This window comes from Rhizobium sp. CIAT894, assembly GCF_000172795.2.
Lineage (GTDB): Bacteria > Pseudomonadota > Alphaproteobacteria > Rhizobiales > Rhizobiaceae > Rhizobium.
Genome location: NZ_CP020947.1, coordinates 303,325 through 328,760, shown reverse-complemented (window position 1 = coordinate 328,760; position 25,436 = coordinate 303,325). Strand labels below are relative to the sequence as shown.

The following is a 25,436-nucleotide window of genomic DNA, read 5'->3' as shown; positions in this document are numbered from 1 at the left end:
AAGTGTGCAGCGGTTTTGCCAGGCAAAGCGCGAAGCGCTTTTGCCGCAACGACATGCGTAAAACAAAGACCTAAAGCGCGAGGAGCGAATCTGAAAGATCGCGATGCGCTTTAACGCGGAGAATACCCGCTGAGCGCGAAGCTGCAATCGTCTTCGCACCGGCTTGCACAGCGATCGAAAGTCGAAAGGTGGCCTGGGCGACACGCCGCGCGCTTTCCGCCGCCGCCCAGACCGATTTCGGCAATGTGCAGCTTGTCGAATCCGGCCCGCCATGCCACTTTCGCCGCTGCAAGAGGGGCAGACATGAGCGAGACTGACAGGGGCGATTTCCGCGCGCGAATCCGCCGTAATTTTGCGCGGCAGGCGGCGATGGAGACGATCGGCGCGGAACTGACACGTGTCGAACACGGCGTCGTCGAGATCGAGCTCCCCTTCGACGTCAAACTGACACAGCAGCACGGCATCCTGCATGCGGGCATCATTTCCGCCGCGCTCGATTCGGCCTGCGGTTTTGCGGCCTACAGCGTCATCGACCCCGAAGCCTCGATCCTGACGATCGAGTTCAAGGTCAATCTCATGTCGCCGGGGCGTGGCGATCGTTTCCTGTTTCGCGGGGAAATCACCAAACCCGGCTCCACCATTATCGTCGCCGACGGGCGAGGCTACGCGATCAGCGACGGGCCGGCGAAACTCATCGCCTCCATGACCGGAACTATGATGGTGATCCGCGGTAGGGAAGGAATTACGGGATGAAGTTCGAACTGAAATCGGTCGCAGGGAAATCCATCCTTTTCGTCATGGCGGCCGAGGCCGAATACGGTCCCTTCCTGCGTTCGCGCATCGAACCCTTGATGACCGGCGTCGGCCCGGTCGAGGCAGCTGTTGTGCTGACTAAGACGCTGGCGCGTCTCGATGCGGCCGACGATCTGCCCGATCTCGTCGTTTCCCTCGGCTCGGCCGGCTCGGCAAAGCTGGAGCAGACGGAAATCTATCAGGTGACCTCGGTTTCCTACCGCGACATGGACGCCTCGCCGCTCGGCTTCGAAAAGGGCCGCACACCCTTCCTCGACCTGCCGGCGGTGATCGAGCTGCCGCTGCGCATTCCGGGCATTGCCGAAGCCAGCCTTTCCACCGGCGGCAACGTCATCTCAGGTGCGGCCTATAGCAATATCGACGCCGACATGGTCGATATGGAGACCTTTGCGGTGCTGCGCGCCTGCCAGGGCTATAAGCTGCCGCTGATCGGCCTTCGCGGCATTTCCGACGGCGCGGTCGAGCTGCAGCATATTTCCGGCTGGACCGAGTATCTGCACATCGTCGACCGCAAGCTCTCCTACAGCGTCGACAGCCTGTTCACGGCGCTGGAGGACGGGGTTTTCTGGTTCTGAACCCTCGATGCCGCCGCACGTCCTTTCAGGCGCGCGAGGGACAATCGGAACAATAAAAACCCGACGCCGCCGATTTCCCGGATTGCCAGGCGAAGCGCTTTTCATTAAAGCCTCGCCATGACCCAGACAGCACATCCCGACTCCGTTCTCATCGTCGATTTCGGCAGCCAGGTGACCCAGCTCATCGCACGGCGCGTGCGTGAGGCCGGCGTCTATTGCGAAATCGTTCCCTTTCAATCGGCCGAAGAGGGCTTCAAGCGCCTGCAGCCGAAAGCCGTGATCCTGTCCGGCAGCCCGGCTTCGACGGTGGACGAGGGATCGCCGCGGGCGCCCCAAATCATCTTCGACAGCGGCCTGCCGGTCTTCGGCATCTGCTACGGCCAGCAAACGATGTGCATGCAGCTCGGCGGCAAGGTCGAAAGCGGCCATCACCGCGAATTCGGCCGCGCCTTCCTCGAAGTCGACAAGGACTGCCAGCTGTTCGAGGGCCTCTGGTCCTCCGGCTCGCGCCACCAGGTCTGGATGAGCCATGGCGACCGCGTCACGGCGCTGCCCGAAGGTTTCGAGGTGGTCGCCACCTCTTCCAACGCGCCCTACGCCTTCATCGCCGACGAGACGCGCAAATATTACGGCGTGCAGTTCCACCCGGAAGTCGTGCATACGCCCGACGGCGCCAAGCTGATCGGCAACTTCATTCACAACGTCGCCGGCATCAAGGGCGACTGGTCCATGTCGGCCTACCGCCAGAAGGTGGTCGACGAGATCCGCAAGCAGGTGGGCGACAAGCGCGTCATCTGCGCGCTTTCGGGCGGCGTCGACAGTTCGGTCGCAGCACTGCTGATCCACGAGGCGGTCGGCGATCAGCTGACCTGCATCCTCGTCGACCACGGGCTGATGCGCAAGGACGAGGCGGCCAACGTCGTTGCCATGTTCCGCGAGCACTACAATCTGCATCTGCTGCATGTCGACGCCTCCGACCGTTTCATCGGCGAGCTCGAAGGCGTTTCCGACCCGGAAACCAAGCGCAAGATCATCGGCCGGCTGTTCATCGAAACCTTCGAGGACGAGGCGAAGAAACTCGGCGGCGCCGATTTCCTCGGCCAGGGCACGCTCTATCCCGACGTGATCGAAAGCGTTTCCTTCACCGGCGGCCCGTCGGTGACGATCAAATCGCACCACAATGTCGGCGGCCTGCCGGAGCGCATGAAGATGCAGCTCGTCGAGCCGCTGCGCGAACTCTTCAAGGACGAGGTGCGCGCGCTCGGCCGCGAACTCGGCCTGCCCGACAGCTTCATCGGCCGCCATCCCTTCCCGGGTCCGGGCCTTGCGATCCGCTGCCCCGGCGGCATCACCCGCGAAAAGCTCGAGATCCTGCGTGAAGCCGATGCGATCTATCTCGACGAAATCCGCAAGGCCGGCCTTTACGACGCCATCTGGCAGGCCTTCGCCGTGCTGCTGCCCGTGCAGACCGTCGGCGTCATGGGCGACGGACGCACCTATGAATTCGTCTGCGCGCTGCGCGCCGTCACCTCGGTCGACGGCATGACGGCGGATTTCTATCACTACGACATGGAATTCCTCGGCCGCGCCGCAACCCGCATCATCAACGAGGTGCGCGGCATCAACCGGGTGGTTTACGACGTCACGTCGAAGCCGCCAGGTACGATCGAGTGGGAGTGAGGGGTGAGTTGATCCCCTCCTCCGCCAAATTTCTTCGGGAAACGGGACGACTTCTTCATGACTGCCAGCAACCGCATCGTCCTCTCCAGCGACCACGCCGCCGTTGAGCTCCGACAGGCCATTGCCGCCCATATCGCGGCGCGTGGCTGGACCGTCGTCGACATCGGACCGATGACGGCGGAGAGCACACCCTATCCCAAGAACGGCGAAGCGGCAGCGCGGCTCGTCGCCTCCGGCGATTGCCGGTTCGGTATCATCCTGTGCGGCACCGGCCAGGGCATCATGATGGCAGCGAACAAGGTCAAGGGCATCCGCTGCGGGGTCTGCAGCGACACATTCTCAGCCCGCATGATCCGCCAGCACAACGACGCCAATATGCTGTCGATCGGCGTGCGCGTGGTGGGCCAAGGTCTGGCGCTCGATATCGTCGATGCGTTCCTGTCCGCCCAGTTCGAGGGCGGCCGGCATGCGACGCGGGTGGAGATGATCGAGGCGCTGGAAAGCTAGCGCCGCTTTCTTCTTCGTCGGGAGAAGATGGTTTCAGGAGCCAAGTTCCTGGCCGGTCTGGAGTGGACAAGAGCCTGCCCACTTCCAGCTCAGAGAGGACAAGCCACCGTCAACGTGCGCTATTTCAGCGGCAGAAACAGTCGGCCACCGCCTCATGTTCCGGCACCTCCGGGAAGAAGCTCAGCCGCTGGCAATAGATCGGGAAATCGCGTGCTTCCTCGCCGCTCGCCGGAAGCCAGTCGCGATAGACGTCGTGGTGCCCGGGCACCTCGCGCCCGAGGCGGCGACCGACCTCTCCGGCGTCGCCCACACCAAGGTCTATCTCCTCGCCTTCGAGGAAGAGCCGGCCAAGGCCCCGGACGCCGCCGCGCTGAAAGCGGCCATGGAAGCCCGTTTCCCCGGCCTCGGCATGGGTATCGCCCTCGATATCGGCTCGAAGGTCGCCAAAGGCGAAATGAAGTGGGGCTGAGTTGCCGGTGCATCCGCTGATGCAAGCGGATCGATACTTAACGAAACGCCTGCGGCTATCCGTTCGGCAGGTATTCGCGCCCAGCTCAAAACCAATTACAATTTAAAATCAGTTGATCTAGCCTTTTCCTATCGCTGCGCAGCCGAACTCACGCAGATGCCCCGTTCAAGAAAGGAAGCTGGTATGGCTAAGCTCGTCTTCGGGATGAACCAGTCGCTGGACGGCTACGTCGACCATACGAGGTTTGCGCCAAGTCCCACTCTCTTCCGCCACTTCATCGAGGCGGCTCAGAGGCAGGCAGGCAGCGTCTATGGCCGGCGAATATATGAGGTCATGCGCTATTGGGATGACGATCATCCCGAATGGGATGCAGAGAAACAGGCCTTCGCAGCGGCGTGGCGGAACCAGCCCAAATGGGTGGTCTCGCGCTCGTTGACGTCGGTCGGCCCCAACGCCAGCCTTGTTGGGGATGATCTCGAGGGCACGATCCGCGCGTTGAAGGCCGAGCGCGATGGGGAGATCGAAGTTGCCGGCCCAGACATGGCACAAAGCCTTACCGAACTCGGCCTGATCGACGAGTATCACATCTACCTGCATCCCGTCGTGCTTGGTCACGGTAAACCCTATTTCGCAGGACCCCGACCGCCGCTGCGCCTTGTGAGCCATGATCGGGTCGACGAGAATGTGATCAAACTGACCTATGTTCCTGCCTAATTTCAGGAGTCGCAAGTAAACTTGCCGATGAAGACGGAAGGCACACGGCCAGACGTGATCGCCGATGTCGGATCTTGTCGGCGCCACCCGTCCTTGGGTTAACACCCAAAGAGGAGAACGCCGTGAGAGACCTGATCCTGAAAATGTCCATATCGGTCGACGGCTTCGTCAGCGATCTGGATGGCCGAAACACATGGATGTTCGGCGCCGATCAAGAGGCGAAGGCCTGGGCCGTAGACTATATTTGGAACGCAAGCCTCCACATCATGGGCAGCCGCAGCTTTCTCGCCATGGCTCCCTTCTGGCCGACCTCCACCATGGCGTTCGCGCCGCCGATGAACCAGATTCCCAAGGCGGTCTTCTCGCGGCAGGGGGCTGATATTCTTGGGAAGGCGAAGGTGGCGCTCGACGACCTCGGCGCCAAGGCGGGGAATGGACAGTCGGCGGAGCCGCAGCCCGGCGCGGAGAGCTGGGCTAAAGCCTATGTAGCGAGCGGCGACCCTGCCGAGGAATCGCGGCGCTGAAAGCCGAGGAGGGCAAGCCGATCATCGCCCATGGCGGCGTGAGCTTCGCTCGCAGCCTGGTCGCCCTGGGACTGGTCGACCAGTTCGCCCTGATCGTGACCCCAGTGGCGCTCGGCAAGGGCCTGCCGTTGTTTTCCGAACTTAGCGCGCCACAGCCTCTCAAGCTGATGAGCTCGAAGGCCTTTCCCGGCGGTGCGGTGGCGCAGATCTATCGGCCGGTATGAACACGTCTGCGAAGGTTCAGGACGAGGCTCTCTTGAGTGCCTGCGCTTGCCTCAGCACGTGGGCCGGCCGAGGTTCAGTCACCACGGCCGGCCTTCCTCATGCATATTGGGATCCTTAGCCGGCTTCAGCGCCCATAGGTGACTTCAAGGGAGGCCTTGTCGAGCGTATTTGCCCTGACATAGAAGCCGACCATGGCGCCCGGCGCGGTATCGGGAAGCGGCAGTTTGTCGACCTTGAGTGCGTAGACGGTGAACTGGTAGTGGTGCGGCGCATCGCCGGCCGGCGGGCATGCGCCGCCATATCCCGACGTGCCGAAATCGGTGTGACCTTCCACGGCGCCTGCCGGAAGCTTCTTGTCACCGCTTGCGCCGGTGGCGATCTTCGAAGCGTCTGCAGGAATGTTGAACACCGACCAATGCCACCAGCCGGAGCCGGTCGGGGCGTCCGGATCGTAAGCCATGATGGCGAAGCTCTTGGTACCCTCCGGAGCGCCGGACCACACCAGTTCCGGGGAAATATTCTTGCCCGAGCAGCCGAAGCTGTTGAAGACCTGCGCATCGGCCATGACCTTGCCGGCGGTCAAATCCTTCGAGGCAAGCTTCATTTCGGCCTGAGCGGCGGTGGCGCCGAAGACGGACGCGGCGAGAAGGGCTGCTGTTATGAGACGCATGTTGTTTTCCTGCGGTTGACGATGCAGGAGACCTATCGTCAGCGGGCGAGCATATCTGCCCCGCTCTGCTCAACTTCTGCCCCGATCCGCTCAAAATTCTCAGGCCCGCTCCGCACGTGGCGCGGACTGACGCCAAAGCGCTCCTTGAAGCGGGCTGAGAATTGCGACGGCGAATCATAACCGACCTCAAGCGCAACCTGCGCCATCGGCAATGTTGTCGTCTGGACGAGCGCCAGAGCTCGGTTCATCCGGGTGTCGCTGAGGATCTCGCTGAAGCTGCTATTCTCGCCGGCAAGCCTGCGCCTCAACGTCGCTTCACTCATATTGAACGAGCGCGCCGCATGCCCCAGCGTCCAGTCGAAGGCCGTATCACTTTCAATCATCTGCCTTAGCCGATCCTCGAGCCGAGGACTTTGGAGTTGGCCCAGCACCGCTCCACTGAGCGCAAACCAGGTGATCAGCTCCATCAAACGAGCCTTGGCAATGACGCCGGGAAGCCTCGTCAGATTGCCGGGCTGACAGCAATAATCAAACAATGCCGCCGCTTCCTCCGGCAGGGTCGAGGCGCTTGCCGGGACAGGCCGCGACGGAACGGCGATCGATCTCATGCTGAGATAGGTCTCCTCGAAAAGCTGTCTGGGAACAGGAAGCGCCAGGGTCTGATACTTTTGCGGCGCCTTTGGAATATTCTCCATCGTCAGCGGCCTATAGTCGGGCAGCAGGCCATAGGCGCCCGCCTCAAGGCGCAAAGGCCTGTCATCCGCCATGACGATCTTCGTTCCCGATTGCACCTGTATCAACAAGGGGCTCGTATTGACGAGACGAAAAAAGCAAGCTCGCCCGCCCTGGCGGATCAAGGCCCTGGTCGGAATGGAAAAGACGTCGTCCAGCATATGGTCTCCGGCAACGGGATGGAGCAGCGCGACCGCTGTTCCCTTCAGGTGGGGATACCAAAACCGCATGCCAGCGGCAACCTTGGGGCCGGGGCACCAACCACATCAGGGATTGTCGGACCGTCCGGCACAAGCGACCAATGCGCACAGCTTCCGCGGCTGCCTCTGGTATCGGGATTCGAATCTGGATAGTTCTTCTGCGATGCCGCAGCCGACAAGCTTGGAAGAATGGCGCGCGAAAAACTGTATCGAATGGATGTACTTCGATGAAATCCAAGTCCCGAAACTTGAAGCCCACACCGAACCAGGAACCTAAACTGTCACGCACCCAGGCGCCGGCCGATTTATCGCCCATGGACTGGCAGCGCGGCCTGCGCCGCCAGTTCGGGAGGGGGCAAGCTTTTGGGCTTGAGAATCTCACCGACGAGCCGTTCTTCTCCGAATTCAGGGTTACCAATCCGGTTTCGAATTCCAGCTACCGCGTTGCCATTCGTGGCTTGGGCCCGTGGGGTAATTTCTGTTCATGCCCCGATTACTCCACCAGCGAACTCGGCACCTGCAAGCACCTCGAATTCACGCTTGCCAAGCTGGAAAAGAAGCGCGGTGCCAAGACGGCGTTCGCGCGGGGCTATCAACCGGCATTTTCCGAACTCTATCTGCGCAACGACGGTAAACGCCGCATCCATTTCCGTGCCGGAACGCAATGCCCACCGGCCGTGAAGGAGGCCGCGGCGGCCTTGTTCGACGCCGATCACGACGGCATGCTTGCCGAGGACCGCTTCGGCGAGTTGGAGCCTTTCATGGCCACAGCGTCCGGCAGCGACCACGAGCTCCGCGCCTATGACGATGCGCTCGATTTCATCGCCGGAAAAAGGGACGCGGAACGACGGGCCGCAAAGCTCGAACAGCTTTTTCCGCAAGGTGCCGGCGACATCGGGCTGCAGACGCTGCTGAAGGTGCCGCTCTATCCCTATCAGGCTGAAGGCGCGCTGTTTGCGGCGCAGGCCGGCCGAGCGCTGATCGGCGATGACATGGGACTGGGCAAGACCATACAGGCGATCGCCGCAACGGAAATCCTGGCGCGGCATTTCGGCGTCTCAAGAGTGCTGGTGATCTGCCCGACCTCGCTCAAATACCAGTGGCAAAGCGAGATCGCGCGGTTTTCGGGACGAGGCGGAGAGAATGCGGCACGCGTCATCAATGGTGGCCGGGCAGAGCGGCAGAAGGACTACGCGCTGGATGACTTCTGCAAAATCACCAACTACGAAAAACTCAAACCCGATCTCGACCTGATCACCGCCTGGGCACCGGACCTCGTCATCGTCGATGAAGCACAACGGGTAAAAAACTGGAACACCATTGCGGCGCGCGCCCTCAAAAGCATCGACAGCACCTATGCGATGGTCCTGACCGGGACGCCCCTGGAGAACAAGCTGGAAGAGCTGGTTTCCATCGTCCAGTTCGTCGATCAGCACCGTTTGGGACCAACCTGGAAGCTACTGCACGAGCATCAGGTCAAGGACGACGGCGGGCGTGTCATCGGTTATACCGGGCTCGAAAAAATCGGCCAGACACTGGCGCCTGTGATGATACGCCGGCGCAAGTCGGAGGTGCTGCGGCAATTGCCCAGCAGGACCGACCAGAACGTCCTGGTGCCGATGACCGAGGGGCAGATGCTCCACCACCAGGAAAACGCTGACATCGTGGCGAGAATCGTCCAGCGCTGGCACAAGACGAAGTTTCTTTCGGACAAGGACCAGCGCCGGCTGACCTGCGCGCTCCAGAATATGCGCATGTCGTGCAACAGCACCTATCTGCTGGACCAGGAAACCGATCACGGGGTGAAGGCAGACGAACTGGCAGCACTTCTGGGCGAACTGTTCGCCGACCCCGAAGCCAAAGCGGTGGTCTTCTCCCAATGGACCCGCACCCACGAGATCGTCATCCGCCGCCTCAAGGCGCGTGGGATCGGCTATGTCAGCCTCCATGGCGGTGTGCCGTCGGAAAAGCGTCCGGAACTGGTCGAGCGGTTTCGCAACGATCCCGATTGCCGCGTGTTCCTGTCCACCGAAGCCGGCAGCGCCGGGCTCAATCTGCAGAATGCCTCGACGCTGGTGAACATGGATCTGCCGTGGAACCCGGCGATCCTCGAGCAGCGCATCGCCCGCATCCATCGCATAGGCCAGGCGCGGCCGGTGCAGGTGATCAATTTCGTCTCAAAGGGCACCATCGAAGAGGGCATGCTTTCGGTTCTGGCGTTCAAGCGCTCTCTGTCGGCCGGAATTCTCGACGGCGGCCTCAGCGAGATTTCGCTCGGCGGCTCGCGCCTCAACCGGTTCATGAAGGAGGTGGAGAACGTAACCGGAAGCATGGGTGAAGGCCAGACCGTGGCGCCGGCCGAGGAGATGACGAACTTCGGCATCGCCGACGAGGCTGAATCCGGGGAAGGTTTCACAGCGGATGTCGAGGTCGATGCGGAAGCGAAGGTGGTGACGCCAACCGAAGCCGCCGCTCCGCCGCGCCAGGCCGCTTCCGATCCGTGGCAAGCCTTGGCCCAGATCGGCGCGCAGGTTGTTGCCGCTCTGGCGGCGGCCAACGATTCCGATGCGACGGCGCATCCATGGGTAGAGCGTGATTCGGCCACCGGCGCGCGAAGCCTGAAGATACCGCTGCCGCCGCCGGAAACAGCGGCGCAACTCGCCAATGCTCTTTCCGCGCTCGCCGACAGCCTGCGTGGCAGGATTGCGTGATCGGCGGCAGGGCGGGCTACGATGCGGTTAGGGAAGCCTGATATCAATTCGCAGAGATCCGCCGCGGCAACGAACCCTATCTACCGTCTGCCGGAAGCGCGGATATGGTCCACCAGCGATCGCAGCTTCAGCGGCTGCCGCTGGCGCCGGGGATAATAGAGATAGAAGCCCGGAAAGGGCGGACAGAAATCTTCGAGCAGCGGCACCAGCTCTCCACGATCGACATAGGGCCGAAAGGTTTCCACCATGCCGAAGGTGATGCCGGCTCCGGCACAGGCCATGCGGATCATCATGCCCATGTCGTTGGTGGTGACGGCGGGATCAACTGCGACGTCGAAGTCGCGGTCATTCTCGGTGAACTCCCAGCGATACGGCGCCGTATCGGGGCGCGGCCGCCATCCAATACAGGCATGGTTCTGCAGGTCGCGAGGGTGGCGGGGATGGCCGCGGCGCTCAAGATAGGTGGGGGATGCGGCCGCACATTGCCGCTGCTCTTCGGAGACGGAGATCGCGATCATATCCTGTTCGATCACTTCGCCGAGCCGCACACCCGCGTCGAAACCGGCCTCGACGATATCGAATTCCTCATCACTGATGGTAATATCGAGCTTGATCTCAGGGCAGGCTTGCATGAAGCCGGCCAACAGCGTGCCGGACAAAAAGCTCTCGGCGATCGAGGAGACGGCGATCCTCAGCAGGCCGCTCGGCCGGGCCTGCATGTCCCGCACGGTCTGCACCGCATCCTTGACCTGCCGCACTGACGGGCGAACCGCCTCGAAGAACACTTCGCCGGCTTCGGTCAGGCTGACGCTGCGCGTCGTTCGCTGAACCAGGGCGGCGCCGACCCGATCCTCCAAGCGCTGCAAAGCCTGGCTGACGGCGGAGCGAGTGACGCCAAGCCGCTCGCCGGCGAGCCGGAAGTTGCGCGCTTCCGCCACGGCGAGAAAGACCGAAATGCCTTCGAGATCATCAATCATTGGTTAGCAATACTAACCAAAGCATCTTCGATTGGCAACTTAATCGCTGTTCCCGGAAGCGCTATCTCTATGTCCGGTCACAGCGAAGCAATGGCCGAACCCATGCATCAACAAGCGAGAATATCATGCAGCAACATCCCTATGTCGGCATGTGGGTGACGAATGATGGCCGGATCCGCCACGAACTTCTGGCCGATGGCCGTTACGACGAAGCCCGCGGCAACCGGGAAAGCGCCTATCGAGGCCGTTACGAAATCACAGGAAACCACATCGAATATTGGGACGATACCGGCTTCACCGCCGACGGCGATTTCGTCGACGGCAACACACTGCATCATGGCGGCATGGTGTTTCGCCGCAAGGGACATGCCGCCTGACGCGGCAATCTCAAGCAGGAAAACCGCGTCCAGCTGACCGCCCAGAAAACGCTCAACGAACCAATGGAGCTTGAAATGTCTGATATCGAAGGAAAAGTCGTTGCCATTACCGGGGCGAGCAGCGGCATCGGTGAGGCTGCGGCAAGGGTGCTGGCTGCGGCCGGCGCCCATATCGTCATCGGCGCGCGTCGTACCGAGCGGCTGGAGACGCTCGCCGGCGAAATCGCAGCCAAGGGCGGGAGGGTGCGCCTGCGAAAGCTTGACGTCACCGACCGTTCCCAAGTCGAAGCATTTGCCGGCTTTGCCAGATCCGAGTTCGGCCGGCTTGATGTCATCGTCAACAATGCCGGCGTCATGCCGCTCTCACCGCTCGATGCCCTCAAGGTCGAGGAGTGGGATCGGATGGTCGACGTCAACATCAAGGGCGTTCTCTACGGCATCGCGGCGGCTCTTCCGATCATGAAGGCGCAGGGATCGGGGCAGATCATCAACCTGTCTTCGATCGGCGGACACAGCGTCTCGCCGACGGCTGCCGTCTATTGCGCGACAAAATACGCGGTGCGGGCAATCTCGGACGGATTGCGGCAGGAGACCGATCGCATCCGCGTCACCGTTATTTCTCCCGGCACGACGACCTCGGAACTGGCCGAGACGATCACCGATCCCACAGCTCGGGACGCCATGAAGGCTTTCAGGGCGGTGACGATCAGCCCGGAAGCCGTCGCCAATTCGATCTTCTACGCGATCAGCCAGCCTGATGACGTCGATGTCAGCGAGATCATCATCCGGCCGACGGCCAGCCCGCATTGAGCAGCCCGCATTTCGCCTAAAAACCCAGCGATTGCTGGGCGGGCGGCGGCGGGGCGAGGCTGACGCCTTCGAGTTCCAGCATGCGGGCCTTCGATGACGAGCCGCCGGGAGCGGAGAAGCCGCCGAGCTTGCCGCCGGCGGCCAGCACCCGGTGGCAGGGAATGATCAGGGCGACCGGGTTTTTCGCCATTGCCTGGCCGACGTCGCGGGCGGCTTCCGGCCCGACGCCAAGCTCCTTCGCCAGCGCGCCGTAGGTGGTCGTGCGACCCCAGCCGACCCGTCTGGCTGCCGCGTAGATATTTCGGAAGAAGTCATCCTGGCCGGCAAGATCGAGTTCGACGCCGGAAAAATCGGTTTCCTCACCCTGGAAATAGCGCTTCACGGCCGCGACCGTCTCCAGCACGCCAGGCGTCGGCGCGCCGGGCTGGGCATCCGGCAGGCGGCGCAGCAGCAGCCGTTCGGTCGCTTCCGCTGACTTCGTCGGCAGCTGGAAGCGGGCGATGCCGGCGTCGCTCCAGGCGATGCCGCAGAAACCGCCTGATGTTTCGAAGATGAGATAGTGATGTATCGTCTCGGCCATGACACAGCCTCCGCGTTTTCGATTTACACCAGAATCGTACGGGACGACCGCTGTTTCAACCCGTTTCTTGCGCACAGTGTTCTTTTTTTGTTCTTGCCATTCGATTTGGCCGGCGTATCTTTCATCCCGTTTTTGGAACGACGAGGCGGGTCATGACGACCTGACAGCTCATGAACCAGATTTCCTTCGATTTCGACCATGGTCACAGTCCGCCTCGGCGGCCGGGTGAAAGCCACGGCGGCGGGCACCGGCTTTTCTTCGCTCTCGGCGTTCCGGCGATCGTCGAACGGCAAGCGGCTTCGATCGCCGATGACTATGGCAAAGCTTTCTCCCTTTCGGCAAAGCCAAGGCTGACGACGCTGCATGTCAGCGTCATCGGCATCGGCGACTACGAGGTGCTGCCGGAGGACGTGGTCTTCGCGGCCCGCCAGGCCGGCGCCACCGTCGAGGGCGTGCCGATCGCGATCACCTTCGACAGGATCATGAGCTTCAGACGGGAAGGCAAGGCGCGACCTCTGGTGCTCTATGGCGAAGGCGGACGGAAAGCGCTCACCCGACTGCATGTCCAGCTCGGGGTCGGCATGCACAATGCCGGATTGCCCCATAATATCGACCCGCATTTCACGCCGCATATGACGCTGCTCTACGACCGCAAGGCGGTGCCGCCGGCGAGCCTCGTCAGACCGGTTTCATGGGGCGCGCAGGAGTTCCTGCTCATTCACAGCCTTCTCGGAAAAACCGAACACCACATCATCGATCGTTGGCCGTTGCTCAGCTGATCGCAACGATGTCCCTCGACCGCGGCTTGCGCGAGCCGGATTTCCACGCGTAAAACTCGGAAAAGCTGTCCGATTGCAAGCGAGACAAAAACATGGACGTTTCAGAGATCATCATTCCGGGCGATACGCCGGGAACAGCGTGGCGGCTGCCGGTGCTGCGTTTTGCCGGCAGCGATCCGAAGGCACCGAAAGTCTATATCCAGGCGGCACTGCATGCCGGCGAACTCCCGGGAACGGTGCTCCTGCACTTCCTCTGCGAGAGGCTGCGACAGGCGGAAAACGACGGCCGGATCGCGGGCGATATCACCATCGTCCCGCAGGCCAATCCGATCGGTGCGGCGCAATCGCATTTCGGCGAGTTGCAAGGCCGTTTCGACTTGGGCTCACGCACCAATTTCAACCGGGATTTCCCGCTGATGTCCATTGCTGACCGGGCCACACTTATTGAAGACCTCGATGATTATCCGGCTACCGACAGATTGAAACGGCAGCTCCTGCATATGGCGCTCCGCGCCGATCTCGTGCTCGATCTGCATTGCGACGATGAATCGCTGCAATATGCCTATATCGACGAGGCCTTCTGGCCGGAGGCAGCCGATCTGGCCGCCGCGCTCGACATGCAGGCCGTGCTGCTTTCCGATGGCGAAAGTTCGGCCTTCGAGGAGGCCGTCGGTTTTGCCTGGAAATATGAAATTCCCGGCGAGCGCCGATCGCGGTTGCCGGGCAGGCTTTCCGTCACCGTCGAGCTGCGCGGCAAGCGCGATGTCGATCCGGTACTGGCGAAGAAGGATGCGGACGGGCTCTGGCGTTTCCTCGTGACGCGAGGGATCGTCAGCGGCGAGACGGCGGCAACGGCATTTTCCGGGCCGGCCGTGCCGCTCGACAATGTCGAGATCCTTCGCGCTCCCGAAGGCGGCGCCGTGCTCTTCCATCGCAATATCGGCGAGAGAGTTGCGGAAGGCGACCTTCTGGCGACGATCGTCACCCGGCCGGGACAGCCGGGCGGCGGCATAGACCTGCATGCGCCGCAGGCCGGGCTGATCCTGACCCGAACCTCCGACCGGCTGGTGCGGCGGCGCGGCGACCTGATGAAGATCGCCTGCGACAATCGAAGCAAGGCCTCGCGCAAGGCCGGCACGCTGGAGAATTGAGCCTCCGGATTATCGGCGCGCTCGGGGATAAAACGCCGCGGGGCGTTTGCGCCGGCCCCCGCCCATGTTATCTCGCCGCCATCACAGGAGATCGATCGGCATGGCCGTCACCATCTATGGCATCAAGAATTGCGACACGATGAAGAAGGCCCGCAGCTGGCTGGAAGACCACGGCGTCGCCTATGAATTTCATGATTACAAGGCGCTCGGCATCGACCGGGCCCATCTCGAGAGCTGGATCGATCAGGCCGGCCTCGATACCGTGCTCAACCGCGCCGGCACCACCTTCCGCAAGCTGCCCGATACCGAGCGCGAGAACCTGACCCGGGAAAAGGCGATCGCGCTGATGCTCGACCAGCCGTCGATGATCAAGCGGCCGGTGCTGGAGACGAAGGGCAAGCTGCTGGTCGGCTTCAAGCCGGAGATTTACGCGGATATGTTCAAGGGCTGAGCCATGTCCAAGACCACGCGCGCGACACAGCTTCTTTCCCAGGCAGGCGTCGCCTTCACCGTCCACACCTATGACTACGATCCCGGCGCCGAGCGCGTCGGGCTGCAGGCGGCCGAGGCCCTCGGCGAAGCCCCGCACCGGGTGCTGAAGACGCTGATGGCGGAGGTGGACGGCAAGCCGGTCTGCGTCGTCGTGCCGTCGGATCGCGAAGTCAGCATGAAGAAGCTGGCGAGCGCCTTTGGCGGCAAATCGGCCAATATGATGAAGCCTGCCGACGCCGAACGGCTGACGGGCTATCATGTCGGCGGCATCAGCCCCTTCGGCCAGAAGAAGATCGTGCCGACAGCGGTCGAGGAAACCGCCCTTGCCGAGCCGCTTGTCTATATCAATGGCGGGCAGCGCGGGCTGCAAGTGCGGCTCGATCCGAAGGATGCATTGAAGGCTTTGAAGGCGGTCGCTGCGCCGCTGATCGCCTGATCAAAGGAAGCGATCGAGCAGGCCCGCGAGTGCCTTCGCTTCGCTTTCGGCAAGCTTGCAGCCGATATGGGTCTCGATCGATCCGGCATAAATCGCCCACATGCGCTCCCGCAGCTGCCGGCCGGCCTCGGTGATGACAACCCAGCGGCCGCGTCCATCCCTGGCGAAGACTTCGCGCCGGACGAAACCCTCTCTTTCCAGCCGGTCGATCAGGCGGGAAAGATTATACTGCGCCAGTAACGTCCGCTCTTCGATCTCATAGGGGCGCAGCCTGCCGTCTTGCGCGCGCGCCAATTCCCACAGCACATCATACCAGGCAAGCGGCGGCATGCCGGCGGCTTTCAGGTCGGTTTCGATCGCACCAAGCAGCCGTTCGCCGGCGCGCATGATGCTCGTCCAGGCGCGGGTGGAGGCTTCGCTCGGCTCTAATGTTTTTTCGGACATAAATGCAATTACATCTATCTTGAAATCCACCGCAAGCGATATTAGATGCATTTGCATGGATTGTGACCAGGAGATTTCCATGCCCAGACTGACCCTCATCAGCCATCATCTCTGCCCCTATGTGCAGCGCGCTGCCATCGCTCTCCTTGAAAAGGGCGTAGCCTTCGAGCGCATCAATATCGACCTTGCCGACAAGCCGGACTGGTTCCTGAAGATCTCGCCGCTTGGCAAAGTGCCGCTGCTGCGGATCGAAGAGGAGGATGGCAGCGAGGCGGTGCTGTTCGAAAGCAGCGTTATCTGCGAATATCTGGAGGAAACGCAGGCGGGTGCTGCCCTGCATCCCGCCGATCCGCTCATCCGCGCCCGTCATCGCGGCTGGATGGAATTCGGCTCCTCCGTGCTTTCCGACCTCTGGGGTTATGAAACGGCGCAAGATGCGGTGCAGCTGGAGACCAAGCGCAAGGCGCTGATTTCCAAGTTCGCGACGATCGACGGCGCGCTGACCGACGGACCCTATTTCGCCGGCGGCAGCTTCAGCCTCGTCGATGCCGTCTTCGCGCCGGTCTTTCGTTACTTCGATCTCTTCGACACGTTGGGCGATAGCCGCATCTTCGACGGCCTTGAGCGGGTCAGGCGCTGGCGCAAGGCGCTGTCGGCGCGGGAGAGCGTCAAGAATGCCGTTGGCGAGGATTACCCACAGCGGCTGACGGAATTCCTCGAGAAACACAGCTCGATCCTGCTCAGGCAGCCTGCCGCCGCTTGAACCGCTGACAAGCGGCCGGACAGTTATCCGGCCGCTTCAATTCGCCAGCAGGACGCTTCATTTTCGCCGCAAACGGGTCTAAGTCTTCCAGCCTCTTGGAGCGGTTCAGCTTTCACGGAAGCGCAGAACCGCTCCAATCTTTTGGATCTACGCAATTCCCGGCAAAAGCGCTTCGCGCTTTGCCTGGAATTGCTCCAGCGTCGATGACAGAAGGCAGGTTGAACCATGACTTTCATGCCCCAGAGCCAGAACACCATTGATCCCGACAAGCTGGAAAAGCTTGCGGAAGTCGCCGTCAAGGTCGGGCTGCAGCTGCAGAAGGGCCAGGATCTGGTCATCACCGCCCCCGTCGTGGCGCTGCCGCTCGTTCGCCTGATCACCAAACAGGCCTATCAGGCCGGCGCCGGGCTGGTGACGGCCTTCTATTCCGACGAGGAAACGACGCTGGCGCGCTATCAGTACGGCAGCGACGAGAGTTTCGACCGCGCCTCCGGCTGGCTCTACGAAGGCATGGCCAAGGCCTATGCCAACGGAGCGGCCCGCCTTGCGGTATCAGGCGACAATCCGCTGCTGCTGTCGGCGCAGGATGCCGGCAAGGTCGGCCGCGCCAATCGCGCCATGTCAACCGCCTACAAGCCGGCGCTGGAAAAAATTTCGAATTTCGACATCAACTGGAACATCGTCTCCTATCCCAACCCGTCCTGGGCCAAGGTGGTTTTCCCCGACGATCCGGAACCGATCGCGATCGCCAAGCTCGCCAAGGCGATCTTCGCCGCCTCGCGCGTCGATGTCAGCGATCCCATCACCGCCTGGGCCGAGCATAATGCCAACCTTGCCAAACGCTCCGCCTGGCTGAACGGCGAGCGCTTCGCCTCGCTGCATTTCAAGGGACCGGGCACCGACCTGACGGTCGGCCTTGCCGACGGGCACGAATGGCATGGCGGCGCTTCCACCGCCAAGAACGGCGTTACCTGCAATCCGAACATCCCGACCGAGGAAGTCTTCACCACGCCGCATGCGCTGCGCGTCGAAGGCCATGTATCGAGCACCAAGCCGCTTTCGCACCAGGGCACGCTGATCGACAATATCCAGGTGCGTTTCGAAGGCGGGCGCATGGTCGAGGCCAAGGCCTCGCGCGGCGAAGAGGTGTTGAATAAGGTGCTCGATACCGACGAGGGCGCACGCCGGCTCGGCGAAGTGGCGCTGGTGCCGCATTCATCGCCGATTTCGGCGAGCGGCATCCTGTTCTACAACACGCTGTTCGACGAAAACGCCTCCTGCCACATCGCGCTCGGCCAGTGCTATTCCAAGTGTTTCCTCGACGGCGCAAAGCTCAGCCAGGAGCAGATCAAGGCGCAGGGCGGCAATTCCAGCCTGATCCATATCGACTGGATGATCGGCTCGGGTGAGGTCGATATCGACGGCATCACATCGGATGGTTCGCGGGTGCCGGTGATGCGCCAGGGTGAATGGGCCTGACCGGCATCGTCGCGCGCTGGCTGAGCCAGACGCCGGCAAGCACCATGGCGAAACCGGCGATCTGCGCCGGCGCCAGGCTCTGGCCGAGCGCCAGCCAGCCAAGCAAAGTCGCGACGACAGGACTGAGAAAACCGAGAGAGGCGACCGCCGAGGGCTCGATGCGCGACAGGCCGCGAAACCAGAGCAGATAGGTGAAGGCCGCGCCGATCAGGCCGAGATAGGTGATGCCGGCAATGTTTGCGATAGTCGGCGTCGGCAGCGCCGGTTCGAGGAAAAGCGCAAAAGGCAGCAGCAGGATGCCGCCTGCCGTCAATTGCCAGGCGGTGAAGGTGAGGTTCGACACCGGCGGCGCCCAGCGCCGGGTCAGCACGGTGCCGAAGGCCATCGACACGGCGCCGGCAAGACCGGCGGCAACCCCCACAGGATCCAGCCCCGCCTTCGGCGTCAGCACCAGCAGTCCGACACCGGCCATGCCGGCAAGACCGGCCAGCACGGCAAGCGGCCGGATCGGTTTGCCGAGGAAAAGCCGCGACAGCGCGATGACGATCAGCGGCTGCACCGCGCCGACCGTTGCGGCAACGCCGCCGGGCAGCCTGTAGGCCGAGACGAAGAGCATCGCCCAGAAGAACGAGAAGTTCAGGGCGCCGAGAATGAAGGCGCGGCCCCACCACATCCCGAAAGGCAGCTTCCTCACCAGGAGCAGAAGCAGCAGCCCGGCCGGCAAGGCCCGGAGCATCGCCACCGTCAGCGGATATCCAGCCGGCAGGAAGGCGGTGGTGACGATATAGGTACTGCCCCAGATAGCGGGTGCGAGCGCGGTCGCGGCAAGGTCGGCTGTATGGCGGAGATTTGTCTTCATATCAAGAATCTCTAGCTCAAGATAAATGCACCTTACGCCTTTTTATCTTGACGTCAAGATAATGACTGTTATCGATGAATGATGAGCAAAGACAGCAAGGTGGATCACGTCGACAAGATCCTGGCGCAATGGCGCCAGGAACGGCCGGATCTCGACGTCGAACCGATGGGTATCCTCGGACGCCTGAAACGCCTCGGCACGCATCTCGGCCGCGAAGTGGAGGCGGTGCTGCTGAACCACGGGCTTTCCACCTCCGCCTTCGACGTGCTGGCAACGCTTCGCCGCTCCGGCGCGCCTCACCGGCTCTCGCCGGGCGAGCTTCTGGAGATGACCATGGTCAGCTCCGGCACGATGACGAACCGTATCGACCAGTTGGAAAAGGCAGGCCTCGTCGAGCGCATCGTCAACCCGGATGACAGGCGCAGCGTGTTGATCGCGCTGACGGAAAAAGGGCTGACGACGGTGGAAACCGCCGTCGACGCCCATGTCGCCAATCAGCACCGGCTGACGGGGAACCTGAGCGCTGCCGATAAGGCGGAACTCGACCGGTTGCTCAGGAAGTTTCTTTCGGATTTCGAGTAGTTTGAGCGTTTTCACGATGCAGCGGAGTGCTTGCCGCATGGATGCTCGGGTCAAGCCCGAGCAGGACGGAGAGTGTGGGACGTGATCGGCAGGAGGCGAGACGTCTGGGGAATTCCAGCAGAATACGGGGGCGGTTTTGCGTAGGGATCGCGCAAAATAGGGCACGGCAATGCAACAAGATCACCGCTGAGTTTGCGGTCCTTGCCGCATCGCCTCCCCCACCCTCCGTCGTCCTCGGGCTTGACCCGAGGACCCACGGCCGCAAGCACGGCGCTCGCACTCCGCCGTCACGGAACCGCTCTAAAACAGACTTCCCTGCTTCGACGGATCGCCGGCTTCCCTCGCAGGCCGCTTCTTCAGCGAGGCAGGCGGTGCCCCGCCCTCCGTGGTCACCGCGCCGATGCGGCCGTCGGAAAATTCGATCGAGACTGCGGCACCCGTCGAAAGAGCTGAAGCCTGCGACACCGGCCTGTCCTCTTCGTCGCGGATCACTGCGTAGCCGCGCTTCAGCACATTCTTGTAGGAGAGCGACTGTAGCACGCGATCCTGCGCCGCAAGCGCGGCTTTTGCGCGGATCAGCCGATGGGACGTCGCGGTGTCGGCATGCCTGATGAGATTGGCGAGGTGGTCACGGGCGCGGCCGGTCTGCGCCTGCAGGCGGGCGGGCAGTGTGGCGAAGACCGCCTCGGCGCGGCCGACGCGAGATTTCGACCGGTCGATCAGCCGCTCGACCATGCGCTCGGCCCGCACCATGCGCTCGTTCAGCGTCTGGCGGCGCTCGGCGATGCGGTTGGAGAGCATATCGGGGCGCAGATGCGAGGCGGCGCGTTCGAAGCCGCGGCGTTTGTTGATGGTGTTGAGTTCCAGCCCGCGGCCGAGGCCGGCCGCCGCCTCGTCGAAACGACGGCGCGGCAGGGCGAGAAGCTGATCGAGCGACGGCAGAGCCCGCATCAGGGCGCGGACGGACTGGCGGCGCTGATCCATCTGCCGGTTCATGCAGCCTTGGAGGCGCGCGGCAAGGGCGGCGGCCTGGGCTTCCAACTCCGCCTTGACAGGCACCGCCATTTCCGCAGCCCCCGTCGGCGTCGGCGCGCGGACATCGGCGGCATAATCGATCAGCGTCCAGTCGGTTTCGTGTCCGACAGCCGAGATAAGCGGTATCCGGCTTTCGGCGGCTGCGCGCACGACGATTTCGTCGTTGAAGCTCCAGAGATCCTCAAGACTGCCGCCGCCGCGTGCGACGATCAGCACGTCCGGGCGCGGGATGGCGCCGGCCGACTCTAGGGCGTTGAAGCCGCGAATGGCGTTCGCCACCTCCTCGCCTGACCCCTCCCCCTGCACCTTCACCGGCCAGACGAGGACATGCACGGGAAAACGATCGGAGATGCGATGGAGAATATCGCGGATCACGGCGCCGGTCGGCGAGGTGACGACGCCGATCACCCTGGGCATGAAGGGCAGCCGCTTCTTGCGGGCGGCATCGAACAGGCCTTCGGCGCCGAGCCTGCGCTTGCGCTCCTCGATCAGCGCCATCAGCGCGCCGGCACCGGCCGGCTCCAGCGTCTCGATGACGATCTGGTATTTGGAGGAACCGGGAAAGGTCGTGACTTTGCCGGTGGCGATGATCTCCATGCCCTCTTCCGGGCGAAATTTCAGCCGCGAGAAGGTGCCCTTCCAGATGACGGCGTCGATGCGGGCGCGGTCGTCCTTCAGCGCGAAATAGGCGTGACCCGAGGAGTGCGGACCACGATAGCCCGATATTTCGCCGCGCACGCGAACCTGGTCAAAGGCCGTTTCGACGGTGCGCTTGATCGAGCCGGAAAGCTCCGAAACCGAATATTCGGCAAGGTTGGTCGGCGAATCGCTGTCGAAGACATTGCTCATTCATTCTTTCTAGCGCATCGGCGGCAAACGGGAAGGTCGACATCGATGCGGAGGCCGTTTTCCTGCCTATTGAAATCGGCAACCGGCCGACGACGACGTTGCGCCGTCGAGCTCGGCCGGCGTGGCGACCGAGAGCGAAATCGCCTAAATTAGTTTGGTTGCGGAACGGATAGTTACAATTCGCGTTTTACACGAAAGGGATTGCTAACCACCGTAATACAAAGGCTTTTCTGCTACGACGGCCGGTAAGTCTTCGTTAGCTGGCGCTTCCTATGCTTCCCCTCGTTATCTCTGGGAAGGTGCTGAAATGATTATTCTCACAGCAGCAGCATTGGGCGTCAGCGCCGGGCAAATGCGCTCGGCCGCCGCCATCGCGCTGGTCGCCGCGCTGATCGGAATGACATTCGCCGTGGCGGCGATAACCTCGCCCGGGCCGGTGTCAATTCTGGCATTCGTCTATGCCGTTCTCGGCTATAATGCCGGCCTCATGCTCTTCGTTCTCGGGCTCTACGCCAGTTCGCGTCTTCGCCGCGCGCCGCGCGTTTCCCACTAAAGACTGCCCGCACAACTGGCGGCGTCAATTCGTCGCCGGCCGATAGCGAAAGAACTGAACGCCGGCATCCGGCGCCTTCGGCAGCGGCTCCAGATAGGGCGGGATATTTCCCTTGCCGAGCTCAGCATAGAGACCATCCGGCTTCAGCTTGGCGAGTTGATGCGTCTGCGGGTCATCCTGGCAGAAGGCCAGCATCGTGACGCCGGCTCCTTTCAGGAAGGCTTCCGCCTCCTGCGGCTCCGCCAGGCCGATATGCAATTCCGTCAGCATGCCGCCCTGATTGCGGTGATAGGGTGCGGAGAGAACCCGATTTTCCGTGAAGCGGAGGATCGGCACGCCCATTTCCGACGGGGCGGCGATCAGCCCGGCCGGAAGCCCGGCAAGCGGCGCCAGCGCTGCTTTCGATTTGCAGGAATGCTCCTTTGCCGCCGTCGCCTGCTTCTGCACATCATTTTCCACCTGCCGCGAGACAAGCCCGCCGCCGACGGCCCAGGCGGCCGGAACGCTTGCGAGCACGGTCACGACATAGACGAAGGCGGCAGCGACATTCTCGCTGTCGTCGTTGGAGATACGCCTGACATCGATGATCAGCAAAGCAAGCGGCAGAATGGAAAGCAGGTTCGAGAAGGTGGAGCCGCGCACCTGGACCAGCGCGATGGCCCAGCTTGTCGCGAGCAGGACGAGCAGGATCAGGTGGATCTGGGTGCGGTCGCGCCGGGCGATGCGGAAGATGCAGACGGCGATGCCGAACAGGCCCGCCGCATAAAAGGCGCCGACCGAAAAGGAATCGGTCCGTGCGACACCGAAAATCGACTGCGCCTCCGTAACATTCCTCAGCCAGAGTTCGACCAGCATCGGATCAAGACCGGCCAGCGGATTGCTCAGGCATTGCGGGGCGATCACAACAGCCGAACCGAGAACGCCGGCGCCGACGACGGCCAGCGCCGCAAAGCGCATGGGCCGGCGCAGGCGGCTCGCAAAAACCGCCGAAAACAGCAATAGTCCGCCGCCGATTGCCGCCAGGCTGTAGTAACCGAGCGAGAGATTATCGCAGGTGACCATCGAATAAAGCCGGGGCGGCACCGTTGCGACAAAGAGGATGCTGATCGCAATCGCCAGCGCCAGTCCAAAGGAGCGAGCGGCGACGGCGAAGTTTTCACCCTCCCAGGCCCAGAGCAGGGCAACGGTCAGGCAGACGGCAGCGACGAAGGGCGTCGTCTCGGCGCCGATGGCAATGGCGACGGCGGCCGCGATACCGGCGACCGCATAATTCCAGCCGCGACGCTCCGGGTCCAGCAGCATCGCCACCATCGTCGCGACCAGCGCCAGCTGGGCATTGTGATGGTCGATGGCGCCCGGCGCGAAGCGGCTTCCGGTATAGATGGCAAGACCGGTCAGGACGAGACTGATGTGCATGCCGGCAACCCCGCCGATGCGCCGGCCGGCAACGGCCATGGCGAGCATGGCGGGCAGAATGAGCGACAGGGGCCAGACGGCGAGTGCCAGCGCCTCGGCCGTCTCGGGGGGCGCAAACAGGCCGAAGAGCCGGATCAGCGAGGCGATCGGCAGATCGATCAGCCGCGACCAGTGCATCAGCGTGCCGCCGTCGATACCAAGACGGTATTGCATCAGATCGAACCAGCTTTGCCCGCCCAATAAATCCCGCACCTCGACCAGACGCATTCCGTCGTCATTGTCGGGGCCGACATAATCGGTGGCGCGGTAAAACTTGGCGACGAGGATGACCGCGGCGAAAATGACGCTATAGGCAATGACGGTTGGCCACAGCCGCGTCAGCAGGCCGGACACCTTTCCCTTGGGGGTGGCGGTCGCGAATGATGCATTGGCGATCGGCTGCACAGCGTTCATCGTGGTTAGCGGTCCGTTTCCAGATGCCAAACCTTAGCCGCCGCCGATCAAGAAAGTGTAAAGCCGTTGGCCGCCGCGACGGATTTCACCTGCGTCATAGGGTCTTATTAACGCCGGGTGGTTTAGGCTCGGCACGGCTTTTGTGTAACGAGTAAAGTCATGGCCCGATCGCGTACCGATAAACTGGACATTGCCGTCCTGCTTCCCTGCTATAATGAGGCCGCGACGATCGCCCCTGTCGTGCGAGGCTTCCGGGCGGCGCTGCCGGATGCGGCGATCCATGTCTACGACAACAATTCCACCGACGGGACCGCGCTGCAGGCGATGCTTGCCGGCGCGCATGTCGTGCGCGAGCGGCGCCAAGGCAAAGGCCATGTCGTGCGCCGCATGTTCGCCGACATCGACGCCGACATCTATATCATCGCCGACGGCGACGGAACCTACACGCCCGCCGATGCCGAGGAGCTGGTGCGCACGCTGCTGACGGAGCGCGCCGACATGGTGGTGGGCACCCGGCGCGGTGTGCATGACGATGCCGGCCGTCACGGCCATGCGCTCGGCAACCGGCTGTTCAACCTGCTCTACCGGATGATCTTCGGCCCTGATTTCACCGACATCTTTTCCGGCTACCGCGCCTTTTCACGGCGTTTCGTCAAGAGCTTCCCGGCGGTATCGGGCGGCTTCGAAATCGAGACCGAAATGTCCGTGCACGCCTCCCGGCTGAAGCTGCCGGTCAGCGAGCTGGAGCTCGATTACGGCCGCCGGCCGGAAGGATCGCATTCCAAGCTTTCGACCTTCCGTGACGGCGCCAAGATCCTCTGGATGTTCGCGATGCTGATGAAGGAGACGCGGCCCTTCGCCTTCTTCAGCGCGATCAGCGCCGCCTTCATGCTGACGAGCCTCGGCTTCATGGCCCCGGTGCTGGCGGAATATTTCCAGACGGGCCTGGTCAGCCGCATGCCGACCTGGGTGCTGTCGATGGCGCTGATGATGATCTCCTTCATGCTGTTCACCGCCGGCGTCATCCTGGATTCCGTTGCACGCGCCCGCGCCGAACAGCTTCGCATCCATTATATGAGCCTGGAGACGCCGAGCGCGATGAAACCGCCGCTCAGCGAAAGAGGGCCGATAGAGCGCCCCGGTCGCAGCAAGGCGGATGCGGCATGAGAAAGCTCATCCGCTTTGCCATCGCCGGCGGCATCGGCTTCCTCGTCGATGCCGGCATCCTGTCGATACTGCTCGAGCTGACGCCGCTCGGGCCATTTCTGGCGCGGCTCATTGCAATCGCCTTGGCGATGGCGGCGACCTGGGCTTTCAACCGGAGCTTCACCTTCGACCGCTCCGGCCGCTCGCTTGCCGCCGAAGGCTTCCGTTACGGCTCGGTCGGCGTCACGGCGGCGCTGGTCAATTACGGGCTATATTCCGCCCTTCTGCTATCGCTGCCGGCCCTCCAGCCGCTTGCGGCGATGGTAATCGCCAGCATCGCCTCGATGGTCTTCAGCTTCTTCGGCTATTCGCGCTTCGTCTTCCGCGCCGAATAATGACAGCGCCGCGCGCCCTTTCGGACCCGCAGAAGACACT

General features: G+C 62.6%; 28 protein-coding genes and 2 pseudogenes. 21 read left to right on the top strand and 9 right to left on the bottom strand.

Annotation, left to right across the window (positions count from 1 at the left end; genetic code table 11):
• Positions 1-303: 303 nt before the first annotated feature.
• The 4 genes from RHEC894_RS01630 to rpiB all read left to right on the top strand — a co-directional run bounded on the left by RHEC894_RS01630 (position 304) and on the right by rpiB (position 3,575).
• Positions 304-753, top strand: a complete 450-nt coding sequence (locus RHEC894_RS01630) for a PaaI family thioesterase (protein ID WP_003544704.1) — start codon at positions 304-306, stop codon at positions 751-753.
• A complete protein-coding gene (locus RHEC894_RS01625; RefSeq protein WP_085735750.1) occupies positions 750-1,388 on the top strand; it encodes a 5'-methylthioadenosine/S-adenosylhomocysteine nucleosidase in 639 nt (212 codons plus the stop codon). The genes RHEC894_RS01630 and RHEC894_RS01625 overlap by 4 nt, the downstream gene beginning before the upstream one ends.
• 117 nt (positions 1,389-1,505) lie before the next feature.
• A complete protein-coding gene (gene guaA / locus RHEC894_RS01620) occupies positions 1,506-3,068 on the top strand; it encodes a glutamine-hydrolyzing GMP synthase (RefSeq protein WP_085735748.1) in 1,563 nt (520 codons plus the stop codon).
• A gap of 57 nt (positions 3,069-3,125) precedes the next feature.
• Positions 3,126-3,575, top strand: coding sequence for a ribose 5-phosphate isomerase B (gene rpiB, locus RHEC894_RS01615; RefSeq protein WP_010066244.1), 450 nt, complete (start codon positions 3,126-3,128; stop codon positions 3,573-3,575).
• Positions 3,576-3,699: 124 nt separating this feature from the next.
• Here rpiB and RHEC894_RS32225 read toward each other — a convergent pair.
• A pseudogene (locus RHEC894_RS32225) lies at positions 3,700-3,825 on the bottom strand (AraC family transcriptional regulator); the annotation flags it as partial.
• Between RHEC894_RS32225 and RHEC894_RS01610 the strand changes: the two are divergent.
• The 4 genes and pseudogenes from RHEC894_RS01610 to RHEC894_RS33730 form a co-directional block, all read left to right on the top strand.
• Positions 3,826-4,044 (top strand): annotated as a pseudogene (locus RHEC894_RS01610) (MBL fold metallo-hydrolase); the annotation flags it as partial.
• A gap of 183 nt (positions 4,045-4,227) precedes the next feature.
• Positions 4,228-4,758, top strand: a complete 531-nt coding sequence (locus RHEC894_RS01605; protein WP_010067075.1) for a dihydrofolate reductase family protein — start codon at positions 4,228-4,230, stop codon at positions 4,756-4,758.
• A gap of 122 nt (positions 4,759-4,880) precedes the next feature.
• A complete protein-coding gene (locus RHEC894_RS33735; protein ID WP_281069151.1) occupies positions 4,881-5,282 on the top strand; it encodes a dihydrofolate reductase family protein in 402 nt (133 codons plus the stop codon).
• 38 nt (positions 5,283-5,320) lie between these two features.
• A complete protein-coding gene (locus RHEC894_RS33730) occupies positions 5,321-5,506 on the top strand; it encodes a dihydrofolate reductase family protein (RefSeq protein ID WP_281069150.1) in 186 nt (61 codons plus the stop codon).
• A 125-nt stretch (positions 5,507-5,631) separates the two neighbouring features.
• On the opposite strand, the gene RHEC894_RS01595 is transcribed toward RHEC894_RS33730, so the two are convergent.
• Both RHEC894_RS01595 and RHEC894_RS01590 read right to left on the bottom strand, forming a co-directional pair.
• Positions 5,632-6,177 (bottom strand): YbhB/YbcL family Raf kinase inhibitor-like protein, encoded by a 546-nt coding sequence (locus RHEC894_RS01595; protein WP_085735747.1) that lies wholly within the window; start codon positions 6,175-6,177, stop codon positions 5,632-5,634.
• A 38-nt stretch (positions 6,178-6,215) separates the two neighbouring features.
• Positions 6,216-7,070, bottom strand: a complete 855-nt coding sequence (locus tag RHEC894_RS01590) for an AraC family transcriptional regulator (RefSeq protein WP_085735745.1) — start codon at positions 7,068-7,070, stop codon at positions 6,216-6,218.
• 266 nt (positions 7,071-7,336) lie between these two features.
• Between RHEC894_RS01590 and RHEC894_RS01585 the strand changes: the two genes are divergently transcribed.
• On the top strand, positions 7,337-9,820 hold the full coding sequence (locus tag RHEC894_RS01585) for a DEAD/DEAH box helicase (protein ID WP_085735743.1): 2,484 nt from the start codon (positions 7,337-7,339) through the stop codon (positions 9,818-9,820).
• A gap of 80 nt (positions 9,821-9,900) precedes the next feature.
• On the opposite strand, the gene RHEC894_RS01580 is transcribed toward RHEC894_RS01585, so the two are convergent.
• Positions 9,901-10,797, bottom strand: coding sequence for a LysR family transcriptional regulator (locus RHEC894_RS01580; RefSeq protein WP_085735741.1), 897 nt, complete (start codon positions 10,795-10,797; stop codon positions 9,901-9,903).
• Between RHEC894_RS01580 and RHEC894_RS01575 the strand changes: the two genes are divergently transcribed.
• Together RHEC894_RS01575 and RHEC894_RS01570 are read left to right on the top strand one after the other, a co-directional pair.
• A complete protein-coding gene (locus RHEC894_RS01575) occupies positions 10,797-11,174 on the top strand; it encodes an Atu4866 domain-containing protein (RefSeq protein WP_245339491.1) in 378 nt (125 codons plus the stop codon). The genes RHEC894_RS01580 and RHEC894_RS01575 overlap by 1 nt on opposite strands.
• Positions 11,175-11,249: 75 nt before the next feature.
• Entirely contained in the window at positions 11,250-11,984 is a 735-nt protein-coding gene (locus RHEC894_RS01570) for an SDR family oxidoreductase (RefSeq protein ID WP_085735740.1), read from the top strand.
• Positions 11,985-12,000: 16 nt separating this feature from the next.
• Here the strand turns inward: RHEC894_RS01570 and RHEC894_RS01565 are convergent, their stop codons facing one another.
• Positions 12,001-12,564: a methylated-DNA--[protein]-cysteine S-methyltransferase gene (locus RHEC894_RS01565; protein WP_010068816.1), complete on the bottom strand. Its 564-nt coding sequence runs from the start codon at positions 12,562-12,564 to the stop codon at positions 12,001-12,003.
• Between the two features lie 170 nt (positions 12,565-12,734).
• On the opposite strand from RHEC894_RS01565, the gene RHEC894_RS01560 reads away from it, so the two are divergent.
• The 4 genes from RHEC894_RS01560 (at position 12,735) to ybaK (ending at position 15,422) form a co-directional block, all read left to right on the top strand.
• Positions 12,735-13,343, top strand: coding sequence for a 2'-5' RNA ligase family protein (locus tag RHEC894_RS01560; protein WP_010068817.1), 609 nt, complete (start codon positions 12,735-12,737; stop codon positions 13,341-13,343).
• 92 nt (positions 13,344-13,435) lie between these two features.
• Positions 13,436-14,494: a succinylglutamate desuccinylase/aspartoacylase family protein gene (locus RHEC894_RS01555; protein ID WP_085735738.1), complete on the top strand. Its 1,059-nt coding sequence runs from the start codon at positions 13,436-13,438 to the stop codon at positions 14,492-14,494.
• A gap of 100 nt (positions 14,495-14,594) precedes the next feature.
• Positions 14,595-14,945: an ArsC family reductase gene (locus RHEC894_RS01550; RefSeq protein ID WP_085735737.1), complete on the top strand. Its 351-nt coding sequence runs from the start codon at positions 14,595-14,597 to the stop codon at positions 14,943-14,945.
• A gap of 3 nt (positions 14,946-14,948) precedes the next feature.
• Positions 14,949-15,422: a Cys-tRNA(Pro) deacylase gene (gene ybaK / locus RHEC894_RS01545; protein ID WP_085735735.1), complete on the top strand. Its 474-nt coding sequence runs from the start codon at positions 14,949-14,951 to the stop codon at positions 15,420-15,422.
• Here the strand turns inward: ybaK and RHEC894_RS01540 are convergent, their stop codons facing one another.
• Positions 15,423-15,866, bottom strand: coding sequence for a MarR family transcriptional regulator (locus RHEC894_RS01540; protein ID WP_085738815.1), 444 nt, complete (start codon positions 15,864-15,866; stop codon positions 15,423-15,425).
• Between the two features lie 79 nt (positions 15,867-15,945).
• Here RHEC894_RS01540 and RHEC894_RS01535 point away from each other — a divergent pair, with 79 nt between their 5' ends.
• Both RHEC894_RS01535 and RHEC894_RS01530 read left to right on the top strand, forming a co-directional pair.
• On the top strand, positions 15,946-16,629 hold the full coding sequence (locus RHEC894_RS01535; RefSeq protein WP_010067028.1) for a glutathione S-transferase family protein: 684 nt from the start codon (positions 15,946-15,948) through the stop codon (positions 16,627-16,629).
• Between the two features lie 225 nt (positions 16,630-16,854).
• Positions 16,855-18,108: an aminopeptidase gene (locus tag RHEC894_RS01530; RefSeq protein WP_085735734.1), complete on the top strand. Its 1,254-nt coding sequence runs from the start codon at positions 16,855-16,857 to the stop codon at positions 18,106-18,108.
• Here RHEC894_RS01530 and RHEC894_RS01525 read toward each other — a convergent pair.
• Positions 18,056-18,967: an EamA family transporter gene (locus RHEC894_RS01525; RefSeq protein ID WP_085735732.1), complete on the bottom strand. Its 912-nt coding sequence runs from the start codon at positions 18,965-18,967 to the stop codon at positions 18,056-18,058. The two genes, RHEC894_RS01530 and RHEC894_RS01525, sit on opposite strands and share 53 nt — an antisense overlap.
• Positions 18,968-19,048: 81 nt before the next feature.
• On the opposite strand from RHEC894_RS01525, the gene RHEC894_RS01520 reads away from it, so the two are divergent.
• The gene (locus RHEC894_RS01520) at positions 19,049-19,549 is read left to right on the top strand and encodes a MarR family transcriptional regulator (protein ID WP_085735730.1); all 501 of its coding nucleotides are present in this window, start codon (positions 19,049-19,051) and stop codon (positions 19,547-19,549) included.
• Positions 19,550-19,849: 300 nt separating this feature from the next.
• Here RHEC894_RS01520 and xseA read toward each other — a convergent pair whose 3' ends face one another.
• Positions 19,850-21,433: an exodeoxyribonuclease VII large subunit gene (xseA, locus tag RHEC894_RS01515; RefSeq protein WP_085735728.1), complete on the bottom strand. Its 1,584-nt coding sequence runs from the start codon at positions 21,431-21,433 to the stop codon at positions 19,850-19,852.
• A 307-nt stretch (positions 21,434-21,740) separates the two neighbouring features.
• On the opposite strand from xseA, the gene RHEC894_RS01510 reads away from it, so the two are divergent.
• Complete coding sequence (locus tag RHEC894_RS01510) at positions 21,741-21,986, top strand: hypothetical protein (RefSeq protein WP_010068538.1); 246 nt, start codon at positions 21,741-21,743, stop codon at positions 21,984-21,986.
• A 24-nt stretch (positions 21,987-22,010) separates the two neighbouring features.
• Here the strand turns inward: RHEC894_RS01510 and RHEC894_RS01505 are convergent, their stop codons facing one another.
• The gene (locus RHEC894_RS01505) at positions 22,011-23,855 is read right to left on the bottom strand and encodes a hypothetical protein (RefSeq protein ID WP_085735726.1); all 1,845 of its coding nucleotides are present in this window, start codon (positions 23,853-23,855) and stop codon (positions 22,011-22,013) included.
• Between the two features lie 159 nt (positions 23,856-24,014).
• Here RHEC894_RS01505 and RHEC894_RS01500 point away from each other — a divergent pair, with 159 nt between their 5' ends.
• Both RHEC894_RS01500 and RHEC894_RS01495 read left to right on the top strand, forming a co-directional pair.
• Positions 24,015-25,022, top strand: a complete 1,008-nt coding sequence (locus RHEC894_RS01500; protein WP_085735724.1) for a glycosyltransferase — start codon at positions 24,015-24,017, stop codon at positions 25,020-25,022.
• Entirely contained in the window at positions 25,019-25,396 is a 378-nt protein-coding gene (locus RHEC894_RS01495) for a GtrA family protein (protein ID WP_010065077.1), read from the top strand. Before RHEC894_RS01500 ends, RHEC894_RS01495 begins: the two co-directional genes overlap by 4 nt.
• Positions 25,397-25,436: the final 40 nt, after the last annotated feature.

Coding starts and splice junctions, on each gene's coding strand:
- RHEC894_RS01630 (WP_003544704.1), top strand. CDS start 304: ATGAGCGAGACTGACAGGGGCGATTTCCGCGCGCGAATCCGCCGTAAT.
- rpiB (WP_010066244.1), top strand. CDS start 3,126: ATGACTGCCAGCAACCGCATCGTCCTCTCCAGCGACCACGCCGCCGTT.
- RHEC894_RS01625 (WP_085735750.1), top strand. CDS start 750: ATGAAGTTCGAACTGAAATCGGTCGCAGGGAAATCCATCCTTTTCGTC.
- RHEC894_RS01585 (WP_085735743.1), top strand. CDS start 7,337: ATGAAATCCAAGTCCCGAAACTTGAAGCCCACACCGAACCAGGAACCT.
- RHEC894_RS01555 (WP_085735738.1), top strand. CDS start 13,436: ATGGACGTTTCAGAGATCATCATTCCGGGCGATACGCCGGGAACAGCG.
- xseA (WP_085735728.1), bottom strand. CDS start 21,433: ATGAGCAATGTCTTCGACAGCGATTCGCCGACCAACCTTGCCGAATAT.
- guaA (WP_085735748.1), top strand. CDS start 1,506: ATGACCCAGACAGCACATCCCGACTCCGTTCTCATCGTCGATTTCGGC.
- RHEC894_RS01565 (WP_010068816.1), bottom strand. CDS start 12,564: ATGGCCGAGACGATACATCACTATCTCATCTTCGAAACATCAGGCGGT.
- RHEC894_RS01580 (WP_085735741.1), bottom strand. CDS start 10,797: ATGATTGATGATCTCGAAGGCATTTCGGTCTTTCTCGCCGTGGCGGAA.
- RHEC894_RS01505 (WP_085735726.1), bottom strand. CDS start 23,855: ATGAACGCTGTGCAGCCGATCGCCAATGCATCATTCGCGACCGCCACC.
- RHEC894_RS01520 (WP_085735730.1), top strand. CDS start 19,049: ATGAGCAAAGACAGCAAGGTGGATCACGTCGACAAGATCCTGGCGCAA.
- RHEC894_RS01525 (WP_085735732.1), bottom strand. CDS start 18,967: ATGAAGACAAATCTCCGCCATACAGCCGACCTTGCCGCGACCGCGCTC.
- RHEC894_RS01495 (WP_010065077.1), top strand. CDS start 25,019: ATGAGAAAGCTCATCCGCTTTGCCATCGCCGGCGGCATCGGCTTCCTC.
- RHEC894_RS01510 (WP_010068538.1), top strand. CDS start 21,741: ATGATTATTCTCACAGCAGCAGCATTGGGCGTCAGCGCCGGGCAAATG.
- RHEC894_RS01605 (WP_010067075.1), top strand. CDS start 4,228: ATGGCTAAGCTCGTCTTCGGGATGAACCAGTCGCTGGACGGCTACGTC.
- RHEC894_RS01595 (WP_085735747.1), bottom strand. CDS start 6,177: ATGCGTCTCATAACAGCAGCCCTTCTCGCCGCGTCCGTCTTCGGCGCC.
- RHEC894_RS01560 (WP_010068817.1), top strand. CDS start 12,735: ATGAACCAGATTTCCTTCGATTTCGACCATGGTCACAGTCCGCCTCGG.
- RHEC894_RS01570 (WP_085735740.1), top strand. CDS start 11,250: ATGTCTGATATCGAAGGAAAAGTCGTTGCCATTACCGGGGCGAGCAGC.
- RHEC894_RS01500 (WP_085735724.1), top strand. CDS start 24,015: ATGGCCCGATCGCGTACCGATAAACTGGACATTGCCGTCCTGCTTCCC.
- RHEC894_RS01530 (WP_085735734.1), top strand. CDS start 16,855: ATGACTTTCATGCCCCAGAGCCAGAACACCATTGATCCCGACAAGCTG.
- RHEC894_RS01590 (WP_085735745.1), bottom strand. CDS start 7,070: ATGCTGGACGACGTCTTTTCCATTCCGACCAGGGCCTTGATCCGCCAG.
- RHEC894_RS01550 (WP_085735737.1), top strand. CDS start 14,595: ATGGCCGTCACCATCTATGGCATCAAGAATTGCGACACGATGAAGAAG.
- RHEC894_RS01535 (WP_010067028.1), top strand. CDS start 15,946: ATGCCCAGACTGACCCTCATCAGCCATCATCTCTGCCCCTATGTGCAG.
- ybaK (WP_085735735.1), top strand. CDS start 14,949: ATGTCCAAGACCACGCGCGCGACACAGCTTCTTTCCCAGGCAGGCGTC.
- RHEC894_RS01540 (WP_085738815.1), bottom strand. CDS start 15,866: ATGTCCGAAAAAACATTAGAGCCGAGCGAAGCCTCCACCCGCGCCTGG.